This is a genomic window from Escherichia sp. UTM R2 (genome assembly GCF_048593455.1).
Taxonomy (GTDB): domain Bacteria; phylum Pseudomonadota; class Gammaproteobacteria; order Enterobacterales; family Enterobacteriaceae; genus Escherichia; species Escherichia coli.
In genome coordinates this window covers 1,714,230-1,726,374 of sequence record NZ_JBFWDY010000002.1, presented here as the reverse complement: position 1 = coordinate 1,726,374, position 12,145 = coordinate 1,714,230, and the positions used below count along the sequence as shown (strand labels likewise).

12 protein-coding genes are annotated in these 12,145 nt (G+C 52.4%); 2 read left to right on the top strand and 10 right to left on the bottom strand.

Annotated features, from left to right (window positions below):
- Positions 1-12 precede the first annotated feature (12 nt).
- Both dcd and udk read right to left on the bottom strand, forming a co-directional pair.
- Positions 13-594, bottom strand: a complete 582-nt coding sequence (gene dcd / locus AB4H76_RS09075) for a dCTP deaminase (protein WP_001234767.1) — start codon at positions 592-594, stop codon at positions 13-15.
- 91 nt (positions 595-685) lie between these two features.
- A complete protein-coding gene (gene udk / locus AB4H76_RS09070; protein WP_001295424.1) occupies positions 686-1,327 on the bottom strand; it encodes a uridine kinase in 642 nt (213 codons plus the stop codon).
- A 317-nt stretch (positions 1,328-1,644) separates the two neighbouring features.
- Here udk and AB4H76_RS09065 point away from each other — a divergent pair, with 317 nt between their 5' ends.
- Positions 1,645-4,962 carry a diguanylate cyclase gene (locus AB4H76_RS09065; protein ID WP_420062587.1) on the top strand — a complete coding sequence of 1,106 codons (3,318 nt, stop codon included), beginning with the start codon at positions 1,645-1,647 and terminating at the stop codon, positions 4,960-4,962.
- Between the two features lie 100 nt (positions 4,963-5,062).
- Here the strand turns inward: AB4H76_RS09065 and alkA are convergent, their stop codons facing one another.
- The gene (gene alkA / locus AB4H76_RS09060) at positions 5,063-5,911 is read right to left on the bottom strand and encodes a DNA-3-methyladenine glycosylase 2 (RefSeq protein ID WP_000288423.1); all 849 of its coding nucleotides are present in this window, start codon (positions 5,909-5,911) and stop codon (positions 5,063-5,065) included.
- A 133-nt stretch (positions 5,912-6,044) separates the two neighbouring features.
- On the opposite strand from alkA, the gene yegD reads away from it, so the two are divergent.
- Positions 6,045-7,397, top strand: coding sequence for a molecular chaperone (gene yegD, locus AB4H76_RS09055; protein ID WP_053291808.1), 1,353 nt, complete (start codon positions 6,045-6,047; stop codon positions 7,395-7,397).
- A gap of 12 nt (positions 7,398-7,409) precedes the next feature.
- On the opposite strand, the gene yegI is transcribed toward yegD, so the two are convergent.
- From yegI to AB4H76_RS09020, 7 genes are all read right to left on the bottom strand, one after another.
- Positions 7,410-9,350 (bottom strand): protein kinase YegI, encoded by a 1,941-nt coding sequence (gene yegI / locus AB4H76_RS09050; protein ID WP_088537847.1) that lies wholly within the window; start codon positions 9,348-9,350, stop codon positions 7,410-7,412.
- Positions 9,347-10,108, bottom strand: coding sequence for a PP2C family serine/threonine-protein phosphatase (locus AB4H76_RS09045; protein ID WP_000119052.1), 762 nt, complete (start codon positions 10,106-10,108; stop codon positions 9,347-9,349). Before AB4H76_RS09045 ends, yegI begins: the two co-directional genes overlap by 4 nt.
- Positions 10,105-10,764 (bottom strand): vWA domain-containing protein, encoded by a 660-nt coding sequence (locus AB4H76_RS09040; protein ID WP_000003153.1) that lies wholly within the window; start codon positions 10,762-10,764, stop codon positions 10,105-10,107. The genes AB4H76_RS09045 and AB4H76_RS09040 overlap by 4 nt, the downstream gene beginning before the upstream one ends.
- Before the next feature lie 220 nt (positions 10,765-10,984).
- A complete protein-coding gene (ibsA, locus tag AB4H76_RS09035) occupies positions 10,985-11,044 on the bottom strand; it encodes a type I toxin-antitoxin system toxin IbsA (protein ID WP_010723109.1) in 60 nt (19 codons plus the stop codon).
- A 273-nt stretch (positions 11,045-11,317) separates the two neighbouring features.
- Positions 11,318-11,374 (bottom strand): type I toxin-antitoxin system Ibs family toxin, encoded by a 57-nt coding sequence (locus AB4H76_RS09030; protein ID WP_001386899.1) that lies wholly within the window; start codon positions 11,372-11,374, stop codon positions 11,318-11,320.
- A gap of 271 nt (positions 11,375-11,645) precedes the next feature.
- The gene (locus AB4H76_RS09025) at positions 11,646-11,702 is read right to left on the bottom strand and encodes a type I toxin-antitoxin system Ibs family toxin (protein WP_012767741.1); all 57 of its coding nucleotides are present in this window, start codon (positions 11,700-11,702) and stop codon (positions 11,646-11,648) included.
- 270 nt (positions 11,703-11,972) lie between these two features.
- Positions 11,973-12,029 carry a type I toxin-antitoxin system Ibs family toxin gene (locus tag AB4H76_RS09020; RefSeq protein ID WP_012767742.1) on the bottom strand — a complete coding sequence of 19 codons (57 nt, stop codon included), beginning with the start codon at positions 12,027-12,029 and terminating at the stop codon, positions 11,973-11,975.
- Positions 12,030-12,145 lie beyond the last annotated feature (116 nt).

The following is a 12,145-nucleotide window of genomic DNA, read 5'->3' as shown; positions in this document are numbered from 1 at the left end:
AATGGGCCTGAATTAGTCTTTATCGATTCGGCTGGCTACCGCGCCCTGCTGGTTGCGATATTTCGCATCTTCACGGCGGTTGTAAGGTCGCGCCGCCGGGCCGGAAAGCGGCTCAAAGCTCAGCGCACCAATTAACATGCCCGGACGCAGCGCCAGCGGCAGCTTACCGGAGTTGTAGAACTCCAGCACAATGCAACCAGACCAGCCCGGATCGATGCGGTGCGCGGTGACGTGCACCATCAGCCCCAGACGCGCCAGTGAGGAACGCCCGTCCAGCCAGCCCACCAGATCGGCTGGCAGCGTCACCGACTCCAGCGTCACCGCCAGCGCCAGCTCTCCTGGGTGAAGATAGAACGCCTCGCCCTCGTCGAGAACGATCTCATCGCTCATCACGCGGTCAAGCGCGGCGCTCACTTCATCTTTGGGACCGCTCAGATCGATAAACGCTGCCGTGTGACCACGGAAGGTACGAAATTTATTGCCCAGGCGTACATCCACCGTCGCGCCGTTAATACGCTCCACTGGCGGACGTGGGTTGATCGACAAACGGCCTTCATCAAGCCAGGCTTCAATATCTCGGTCACACAGACGCATGGCATTTTCTCCTTTCGCGCATCACTCCCTTAACGCCAATTACGTCAAGGGCATACCAGGTTATCACTGAACGGTACACAATTTATCAAGCTTATTCAAAGAACTGACTTATTTTCGCTTTCAATATATCGATCGCGATGCGGTTTTTCCCGCCGCGCGGCACGATAATGTCCGCATATTGTTTAGAAGGCTCAATGAATTGCAGGAACATCGGGCGCACGGTTTTTTGATATTGCGCCATCACTGAATCCATTGAACGCCCACGCTCGTTAACGTCACGCTTGATGCGGCGCATCAGGCAGATATCCAGCGGGGTATCAACGAAAATGGAGAAGTTAAGTTCGTCACGCAAACGCGCATCCGTCAGCAACAAAATGCCTTCGAGAATGATGACCTTCTTCGGCTCAACCGTCACCGTTTCTTTCATACGCGTATGTTCAACATAGCTGTAAACCGGCAGGTCAATTGCCGAGCCGCGTTTCAACGCTTGTAAATGCTCAAGCAGCAGACTGTGATCCATCGCGCTGGGATGGTCGTAGTTGGTCTTAACGCGTTCTTCCATCGACAGATGGCTTTGATCTTTGTAATAGCAGTCTTCGGGAATTACGCCGATGTGTTCATCACCGACTTGCTCACGCAATTCACGATAAAGGGTACTGGCAATAAGACTCTTGCCGGAAGCCGATGCGCCAGCGATACCGATAATGACGCACTGATGAGACTGATCAGTCATATATTTAGCGACCTGATTAACCTGGATGTTAGGAAGGGGGCGACGAAGCGCCAAACGCGGCAATTATAGGGATTTCATCCGCCTGATACCAGTCGAATAGCGTTGCCGCGCGCTCAGAGTTAATTGTTGACGAAGAATTCCCGGTGGCAAATTACGTTGATCAGTTTTATACAAGGTAAAAAATGTTATACGCAGTTGCGCAAATTATCCGCCTTTACGTCACTTTATGAGCAATTCGCATATAAAATGTAAAACTTTTGTACTAGCATAAACACAGAAACGAATACTGGCGACCAGGTCTTGCGGATAAAGCGGTAATGAGCAAACAATCACAGCATGTATTAATTGCCCTGCCCCACCCGCTGCTTCACCTGGTCAGTTTAGGTTTAGTCTCGTTTATCTTTACCCTTTTCTCGCTTGAGCTTTCGCAGTTTGGCACCCAACTCGCCCCACTGTGGTTCCCGACGTCCATCATGATGGTGGCGTTTTATCGCCATGTCGGGCGCATGTGGCCGGGAATTGCGCTGAGCTGTTCGCTGGGAAATATCGCCGCATCCATCCTGCTTTTTTCCACCAGCTCGCTGAACATGACCTGGACGACCATCAATATTGTTGAAGCCGTGGTCGGGGCAGTGCTGCTACGTAAATTGCTGCCGTGGTATAACCCCTTGCAAAATCTGGCTGACTGGCTGCGTCTGGCACTCGGCAGCGCCATTGTTCCGCCTCTGTTGGGGGGTGTTCTGGTTGTCCTGCTGACGCCCGGAGACGATCCTCTCAGGGCATTTTTGATATGGGTACTGTCAGAATCCATCGGCGCTCTGGCACTGGTGCCGCTGGGATTGTTATTTAAACCACACTATCTGCTGCGCCATCGCAACCCACGGTTGCTTTTTGAGTCGCTGCTCACGTTAGCCATCACACTGACGTTAAGCTGGCTTTCGATGCTGTATCTGCCGTGGCCTTTTACTTTCATTATTGTGCTGTTGATGTGGAGCGCCGTGCGCCTGCCACGAATGGAAGCCTTTTTGATCTTCCTTACCACGGTGATGATGGTGTCGCTGATGATGGCCGCGGATCCCTCCCTGCTTGCTACGCCGCGTACGTACCTGATGAGCCATATGCCGTGGCTACCGTTTTTGCTGATCCTGCTGCCCGCCAACATCATGACCATGGTGATGTATGCCTTTCGTGCGGAACGCAAACACATTTCCGAAAGCGAAACCCGCTTTCGAAACGCGATGGAATATTCCGCTATCGGCATGGCGTTAGTGGGCACCGAGGGACAATGGCTGCAATCCAACAAAGCACTCTGCCAGTTTCTCGGTTACAGTCAGGAAGAGCTGCGCGGACTCACCTTCCAGCAACTGACCTGGCCGGAGGATCTCAATAAAGATCTCCAACAGGTTGAAAAGCTGATAAGCGGTGAAATAAACACCTATTCAATGGAAAAACGTTACTACAACCGCAATGGCGATGTTGTCTGGGCGTTGCTTGCCGTCTCTCTGGTGCGCCACACGGATGGCACGCCGCTCTATTTTATCGCTCAGATTGAAGACATTAACGAGCTAAAACGCACCGAACAGGTGAATCAGCAACTGATGGAGCGCATCACTCTGGCTAACGAAGCGGGCGGGATTGGCATCTGGGAGTGGGAGTTGAAGCCGAATATTTTTAGCTGGGATAAGCGGATGTTCGAGCTGTATGAAATTCCTCCACATATCAAACCGAACTGGCAGGTGTGGTACGAGTGCGTGCTGCCGGAAGATCGCCAGCATGCCGAAAAAGTGATTCGTGATTCGTTGCAATCACGCTCGCCCTTTAAACTGGAATTTCGCATTACCGTAAAAGACGGTATTCGCCATATCCGCGCCCTCGCCAACCGGGTACTGAATAAAGAAGGCGAAGTCGAACGCCTGCTCGGCATTAATATGGATATGACTGAGGTTAAACAGCTTAACGAGGCATTGTTTCAGGAAAAAGAGCGCCTGCACATTACGCTGGACTCCATCGGCGAAGCCGTGGTCTGTATTGATATGGCAATGAAAATTACCTTTATGAATCCAGTGGCGGAGAAGATGAGCGGCTGGACGCAGGAAGAAGCATTAGGTGTTCCGCTCCTGACGGTGTTGCATATTACTTTTGGCGACAACGGACCATTAATGGAAAACATTTACAGTGCCGACACCTCACGTTCCGCGATTGAACAAGATGTGGTGTTGCACTGCCGGAGCGGCGGCAGTTACGACGTGCATTACAGTATTACGCCGTTAAGTACTCTGGACGGCAGCAATATTGGTTCGGTTCTGGTGATTCAGGACGTTACCGAATCACGCAAAATGCTGCGCCAGCTGAGCTACAGCGCCTCCCATGATGCACTGACGCATCTCGCCAACCGCGCCAGTTTTGAGAAACAACTGCGTATCCTGCTGCAAACGGTAAACAGTACACATCAGCGACATGCCCTGGTGTTTATCGATCTTGATCGCTTTAAAGCGGTGAATGACAGCGCCGGGCATGCGGCGGGTGACGCTTTGCTGCGCGAACTGGCGTCGTTAATGCTGAGTATGCTGCGTTCCAGCGACGTGCTGGCGCGACTCGGTGGGGATGAATTTGGTCTGCTGCTACCAGACTGTAATGTTGAAAGCGCGCGTTTTATCGCTACACGCATTATCAGTGCCGTGAATGACTATCACTTTATATGGGAAGGCCGTGTGCATCGGGTAGGTGCCAGTGCCGGGATTACCTTGATTGATGACAACAATCATCAGGCGGCAGAAGTGATGTCGCAGGCTGATATCGCCTGTTATGCCTCCAAAAATGGTGGCCGGGGCCGGGTGACGGTTTACGAACCGCAGCAAGCTGCCGCACATAGCGAACGGGCGGCGATGTCGCTTGATGAACAGTGGCGGATGATTAAAGAGAATCAGTTGATGATGCTCGCCCACGGTGTCGCTTCGCCACGGATCCCGGAAGCGCGTAATTTGTGGCTGATTTCACTTAAGCTCTGGAGTTGCGAAGGCGAGATTATTGATGAACAAACATTTCGTCGTAGCTTCAGCGATCCGGCGCTTAGCCATGCTCTTGACCGCCGGGTATTCCACGAATTTTTCCAGCAGGCCGCAAAAGCGGTTGCCAGTAAAGGCATAAGCATCTCCCTCCCCCTTTCCGTTGCCGGTTTGAGTAGCGCCACGCTGGTGAATGATCTGCTTGAGCAGCTGGAAAATAGCCCTCTACCACCACGGTTATTACATCTGATTATTCCGGCTGAAGCGATTTTAGATCACGCAGAAAGCGTGCAAAAACTGCGGCTGGCGGGATGTCGGATAGTGCTCAGCCAGGTGGGCCGCGATCTGCAAATCTTCAACTCGCTGAAAGCGAATATGGCAGATTACCTGCTACTTGATGGTGAGTTATGCGCCAACGTGCAGGGTAATTTGATGGATGAGATGCTGATTACGATTATTCAGGGGCACGCTCAGCGACTCGGGATGAAAACCATCGCCGGGCCAGTCGTTTTACCCTTAGTGATGGATACGCTTTCTGGCATCGGCGTCGATCTGATTTATGGTGAGGTGATTGCCGATGCCCAACCGCTGGATTTGCTGGTGAATAGCAGTTATTTCGCGATTAACTGAGGGAGCGTTTGCCCATTGCCTGATGCGACGCTAACGCGTCTTATCAGGCCTACAAATCGCTCATTCCGCAAGGCGCTCGCACCGCTTCCGGCGACCAACGTCATGCTTCGTCTGGCTGCCAGCCTTCCGTATACCAGATATGCAACAGCGCATAAGAACGCCAGGGCTTCCAGCGCTCGGCATAACGGCGGATTTGCGCCGGTGTCATTCCCGGAAATCGCTGTTTAATCAGATAATCATCCGGCAGGAAAACATCTTTCGCCTGCCAGCCACGCAAAGCAAAATAATTCGCCGTCCAGCTCCCGATACCCGGAAAAGTTTGCAGCGTTTTCATCGCCTGCTCCACATCGCCCGGTATTGTCATTGGTAAGGTGCCCTCCAGCGCCGCATTTGCCAGATGAATCAGCGCCTCTGCCCGTTTCAACGGCATACCTAACGCTTTTAATGCCTGCGGGTCTGCTGCTGCCAGCCGCTGAGGCGTGGGGAAGCAGATATACTCCGGAAAATCATCCAGCCGTTCGCCATAAAGCTGTGCCACTCTGGCGGTCAATTTTGCCGCCATCGCCACGCTCACCAGTTGGCCTAAAATCGCCCGCACGCCCTGCTCAAAAGCATCAACACTGCCGGGTAAACGCAATCCGGGCCGCGCCGCGCCTAACTTGCCCAACGCACCGTTAACAATCTGCGGGTTACATTGCAGATCAAGCAGGCGGCTCATTTTCGCCAGACACTCAGCGGCAACGGGTTCTAAACCTACACTTAAATTTATGTGCAGAGTATGGCGGGCTATATCCGGAACAGCAGTCACCACGCCGCGATATTCGCCCACCGCCAGACTACGGGCATAATAACTGTCCGCGACCGTTTCCACACCGCTCACCGCACGGGCGGCGAGAAATCCCAACATCCACGACCAGTCATACGGCGACTGCCAGTTCAGGGTATACATCGCATCTCCTTATTCATCCGCTTTCAGCATAAACGTTATTCAGACGCTACGCTTTGCTTTCATATTCCGGTTGTCGCGACGGCAACATTTCGCTAAAGTCACGCCCCTTCTTCACCGGCATGGGGATTAATTCGTGTTTATTGGTTTTGATTACGGTACAGCAAACTGTTCAGTGGCGGTCATGCGTGACGGTAAACCGCAATTACTGAAAATGGAAAACGACAGCACGCTGCTGCCTTCAATGCTTTGTGCGCCAACGCGTGAAGCGGTAAGCGAATGGTTGTACCGCCATCATGATGTTCCGGCAGACGACGATGAAACGCAGGCGCTGTTGCGTCGGGCGATTCGTTATAACCGCGAAGAAGATATCGATGTTACGGCGAAAAGCGTGCAGTTCGGACTTTCCTCACTGGCACAGTACATTGATGATCCGGAAGAAGTGTGGTTTGTGAAATCACCAAAATCGTTCCTCGGTGCCAGCGGCTTAAAACCGCAGCAGGTAGCGCTGTTTGAGGATCTGGTCTGCGCAATGATGTTGCACATTCGCCAGCAGGCGCAGGCACAGCTGCCAGAAACGATTACTCAGGCGGTGATCGGTCGCCCTATCAACTTCCAGGGGCTTGGCGGCGATGAAGCAAACACCCAGGCGCAGGGGATTCTGGAACGCGCGGCGAAGCGTGCCGGATTCAGGGACGTGGTATTCCAGTACGAGCCGGTCGCGGCTGGGCTGGATTACGAAGCCACCTTGCAGGAAGAAAAACGGGTGCTGGTGGTGGATATCGGCGGTGGTACGACTGACTGTTCATTGCTGCTGATGGGGCCGCAGTGGCGTTCGCGTCTCGATCGTGAAGCCAGTCTGCTGGGTCACAGTGGTTGCCGTATTGGCGGTAACGATCTGGATATCGCACTGGCGTTTAAAAACCTGATGCCGTTATTGGGCATGGGTGGCGAAACCGAAAAAGGCATCGCCCTGCCGATTCTGCCGTGGTGGAATGCGGTTGCCATCAACGACGTACCTGCGCAGAGTGATTTCTACAGTAGTGCCAACGGTCGTCTGCTTAACGATCTGGTACGCGATGCCCGCGAACCGGAAAAAGTGGCCCTGTTACAGAAAGTCTGGCGTCAGCGTTTAAGCTATCGCCTGGTGCGTAGCGCAGAAGAGTGCAAAATTGCTCTTTCAAGCGTAGCGGAAACCCGCGCCTCACTGCCGTTTATCAGCGATGAACTGGCTACGCTGATTAGCCAGCAAGGGCTGGAAAGCGCCCTCAGCCAGCCACTGGCGCGGATTCTGGAACAGGTGCAACTGGCCCTCGATAACGCCCAGGAAAAACCGGACGTTATCTACCTGACCGGCGGTAGCGCCCGTTCTCCGCTGATTAAAAAAGCGCTGGCAGAACAGTTGCCGGGCATTCCGATTGCAGGCGGCGATGACTTTGGCTCCGTCACCGCCGGGCTGGCACGCTGGGCGGAAGTGGTGTTTCGTTAATTGAAAAATGGCTCAGCAGCGGCTTAAATCTGCCTGCGCCTGAGCCAGTTTTTCTGCCGCCTGACGTAACGGTTCCATCAACGGCATGGTCCGTGCTGGAGCATGAAGGCGGAATCGCTGCAACTCTGTCGCGCCGACAGTCAACGCCGATTCCAGCCGATGTCGTTTGGCGGCCATTTTCGCCATTACCGCTTGTCTTTCTGCAGGCGTTACCGCTTCGTTCGGCCTGAACACAAAACGGCGTTCACAGCTCGCTTTCCAGTCGATGACCGCCTGGGTCAGATGATCACCAAACCCTTTAACTTGCTTAACCCCACGACGGGTAACATCCGCGGCTGTTTCAATACCAAAAGACCGTAACGCCGCTTTACGCGCAGGGCCAACGCCGGGAATAGAGGCAGCATCAATAAAAAATCCCTCCAGAAACTTCTGCTTCTGCCGTTCCCTTGCGGTGTCGTGAAGTGCTGCCAGAGCACGTTTTTCTTCTTCCGGTAACCCGAGAATTTCTTCCTTCATTTTTTCGAGCATCGTCCGTTTGGCGATAAAACCTTCCAGCCCGCCCAACTGTTGGATCTGGCTGACTAAATGGTCATAGTCCATTTTCGCGCGATTAAATGCCTCACGGCGTTGCTGGATTTCTGCTTTATAAGCTTTGCTTGTCAGACTGCCAATAATCCAGATAGCCGCCAGCACAGGAACCAAAATAATATAACGCGGTTCTGCCTGAAGGCCGCAAAGCAGCAGCGATAACGCTGACAGCGCGATCTCAAGCAGAATGATGTATTCGCGCCGTAACAGGCCTAAAGGAAGTGGCCTGCCAGTCGGTTGGAAATGATCGGGTAATGGCAATTGCAATGCTGGCGGTGCTACTGACGCCATCACCATCGCCCAGACTTTCGCCAGCACAAAATCACCGCTGGTGGTAATGACCTCTTCGCCGAGATCAATAAAATAGATAACGCCTTGATTATCCAGCGCACACCACGGGCAGTCGGTCAAATGAGCGGGATAAACATGCATTGCCGAAACGGGACATTTCTTTAACTGTTGGCGCAGAGAATCAAGTGCCGCTACCCACGCTTTAGCCGTCGGACGCCCGGTTGCCACGCCACTTTCCGTGAATGCCTGCTGAAACATGGCTTCAACATCACTCGGTAACATCGATAGCGGAATCGATCGTGGCGGCGGTTTTAAACCACGTCGCTGATTATCTGACGCGTAGGCATAACGGAAATGGGCAATATCCGTCTCCAGCGCATTACCCGCATCAGAGATAAGCGGCACACCAGAATAAGGATGCCGCCCACCAAACAAGACGTGAAAAATCAGCAACGCAAGGCCAAAATTATCGTGATTCGCGGTACGTTCAAAACCGACAAATGATGGCAAGGTTTGTAGCTCTGGCGGCGTAAAATGCGACACGCCGACTTCGCATAAATGCAGTGTGCCATTGGCGTTAATCTGAAAGGAGTCACTATCGATCAACACCACTTTGCTGTCGCGACCTACCATAAAGCTGTTCTGGTTTACGTCCCCCACGACGTGCCCGTGCTCGTGAACCGTAGCAAAAGATGAAGCAATATTGCGCGCAACATAGAGTAGAAAATCCCACGCACAATGAGGGTAACTCTGGCGACGATGTGCCGGGCTATAGATCATATGAATCGGTTCTTTACCAGAAACTTTTGGCATCATAAAACCGATAACTTTTCCGCCTCGCCCACCGTGAAGCGTTGCCTGCGGCCAGGCGACATAATTCAACAACTGCGCGTCAGCTGTCGCAGCCATAAAGGCAAGTTTGTCCTGTTTTAAGGCGGGTGGCGGCGTGTGATAAATCTTGGCGACGCTATCGGCAAACTCCTCGATATCATAAACCGCACCTTCACCGCCTTTGCCCAGTTCACGGCCTGGCGTAACGCACTCACCAGTAGCAGTATATAAAGTGGGTTTCATGGTAACCACAGCGCCAGTGCCAACGTTTTATCATCATCGGTACGCTCGTTTACCGCCGGGCTCGACAAAAACTGCTTTAACAATTCAGGTAATAAATCGAGTTGTTCCTGCGTTGCTGCCGCCAGTCCATTGAAAAACGGGGTAAAGAAAGGCACATGCGGAGAATTATCCAGCATATTTAACGCCAGTCGCTGAATACCATCCGTAAATGCTGCAACTTTATGCGCACGCTCAGTGCTGGTGAAAGTTTCCAGTCTGGAAACAGCATCTTCATCGCTAATGAAATGCGTCATATTGGCATATTCACCCACCATCGGCGTGAGCAGCAGTTCCAGACCACGACCAAAATCCACCACTACACCGCCGTCGCCAATTTGCATAATCAATGTGCCGTTAGCCGATGAAATCAATCCCAGAAACGTGCAGGCAAAATCGCGAACTGCTAATGCTTTGGCTTCTGCCTCGGCAAAAAGTCGTTGACGAATGGTCAGTACCATATTTGTGGCGAGGACATCATTAAGCCCCAATTCACCGTCCTGTACTTTTTGCACCATAAACGCCATCGCTTCATTGACGGCGAGCTTCGCGCCTTCTCCTCCCTGCGAAACGCTACCTGCGCCATCAGCAAGGAACATCACCAGTAATGGCTGCTGGTCATTTAGCCAGGCAACCTGCATCTGGCAGGCATCCTGACAAGGTAAATCAGCGCTAATGTGCGACGTTCCAACAGCGGATGCATAAACCAGACGCCAGCTCACACTGACGTCCAGCCTTTTGGCGCTTCCAGCACAACTTCCGTTCCCGGCGTGGAGCGGGAAACCGAACGCAGTGAACTGGATAACCAGCTAAACAGTTCGCGGAATTGTAATCCCTGCAGAGACAAAGGCTGACGGACGCTGATTTGGGCCAGCGTCTTCATATCCGCCCCCTGAACACCGATGGAAAAGAAGGCAAACTTCTTATCTTCTTCCCCCTGAAACACTTTGTTGGCGGCAGCCTGCCACTCATCGGTTGGAGCGCCATCGGTGATCAGGAAAATCCACGGGCGATAATACGAAATACCATTTGCACGATACTCACGTTTCCGCTCCTCTACCATATCCAGGGCTTTGGTAATGGCGGCACCCATTGGTGTATCGCCCTGGGCAAACAGGATGGGCGGGAAAAAATTAGCGGCGCTGGTAAAGGGTTGTTCCACATGCACCGGGCCGAACGTCACAATACCAAGTTCCACTCTTTTTAAGGCCAGCGGGTCGGCAAGCAGCTCATCGCGAAAGGTAACCAATCCGGCGTTAAGTTCATTAATGGGTCTACCGTTCATCGAACCAGAAACATCCAGCAGCAAAATGCAGGGGCAACGTGGTTCCGGGTTACTGGCAAAATCGCTGGTGGCAAACGTGATTTGTTCGCTCATAAGAAATCCTTTCTTAGAGAATTATTGAGGTCCGGTATCATACCGATTGCAATAATGAAATAAGAGCAAACGAAGAAACTTTCAGAATTAGGCCCGGCGGCGCAGAAAATTTTGCTATTCGCCTCGCAAGAACGGAGAGCCGTCGATTGACACTAAGGGCGGAGTGACATAATTTCAGGAGTGAGGGTTAGGGAGAGGTTTCCCCCTCCCCCTGGTGTTCTTAGTAAGCCTGGAAGCTAATCACTAAGAGTATCACCAGTATGATGACGTGCTTCATCATAACCCTTTCCTTATTTAAAAGCCCTCTTCTCCGGGAGAGGGTTCCCCGTTTTAGCGTCCCGCTGAAATCGTCGGCTTACCTCCTTTCGCCCTGAATGCAGTCTATCGCTGACTTGCGGATAAAATAGTTTCAAGTGTGATTATTGCGTAACGACTCGCAAAGAATATTTGCTGGCAGGATCGCAGACTGCAAAGCCTGCAGATTGACAATCTTATCGTGAAGGCATACTTTCAGGAGTGAGGGTAGAGCGGGGTTTCCCCCGCCCTGGTAGTCTTAGTAAGCGGGGAAGCTTATGACTAAGAGCACCACGATGATGAGTAGCTTCATCATGACCCTTTCCTTATTTAAGGCCCCTTCCTCGGGAGGGGCTTTCCCGTTTCAGCGTCCCGCTGAAATCTTCGGCTTACCTCCTTTCGCCCTGTATGCAGTCTATCGCTGACTTGCGGATAAAATAGTTTCAAGTGTGATTATTGCGTAACGCCTCGCAAAGAATATTTGCTGGCAGGATCGCAGACTGCAAAGCCTGCGGATTGACAATCTGACCGTGAAGGCATACTTTCAGGAGTGAGGGTTGAGCGGGGTTTCCCCCGCCCTGGTAGTCTTAGTAAGCCGGGAAGCTTATGACTAAGAGCACCACGATGATGATCCACTTCATCATGACCCTTTCCTTATTTATGGCCCCTTCCTCGGGAGGGGCTTTCCCGTTTCAGCGTCCCGCTGAAATCGTCGGCTTACCTCCTTTCGCCCTGAATTCAGTCTATCGCTAACGCGTGAACAAAATAGTTTCCTCTGTGATTATTGCGTAACGTCTCGCAAAGAATATTTGCTGGCAGGATCGCAGACTGCAAAGCCTGCGGATTGACATTCTGAACGTGAAGGCATACTTTCAGGAGTGAGGGTAGAGTGGGGTTTCCCCGCCCTGGTAGTCTTAGTATGCTGGGTAGCTAATCACTAAGAGCACCACTATGATGAGTATCTTCATCATGACCCTTTCCTTATTTATGGCCCCTTCCTCGGGAGGGGCTTTCCCGTTTCAGCGTCCCGCTGAAATCGTCGGCTTACCTCCTTTCGCCATGCAAGCAGTCTATCGCTAACGCGTAG

Bases quoted from the DNA above. Each gene is read 5' to 3' on its own strand.
- dcd (WP_001234767.1), bottom strand. From the start codon at position 594: ATGCGTCTGTGTGACCGAGATATTGAAGCCTGGCTTGATGAAGGCCGT.
- udk (WP_001295424.1), bottom strand. From the start codon at position 1,327: ATGACTGATCAGTCTCATCAGTGCGTCATTATCGGTATCGCTGGCGCA.
- AB4H76_RS09065 (WP_420062587.1), top strand. From the start codon at position 1,645: ATGAGCAAACAATCACAGCATGTATTAATTGCCCTGCCCCACCCGCTG.
- alkA (WP_000288423.1), bottom strand. From the start codon at position 5,911: ATGTATACCCTGAACTGGCAGTCGCCGTATGACTGGTCGTGGATGTTG.
- yegI (WP_088537847.1), bottom strand. From the start codon at position 9,350: ATGAAACCCACTTTATATACTGCTACTGGTGAGTGCGTTACGCCAGGC.
- AB4H76_RS09040 (WP_000003153.1), bottom strand. From the start codon at position 10,764: ATGAGCGAACAAATCACGTTTGCCACCAGCGATTTTGCCAGTAACCCG.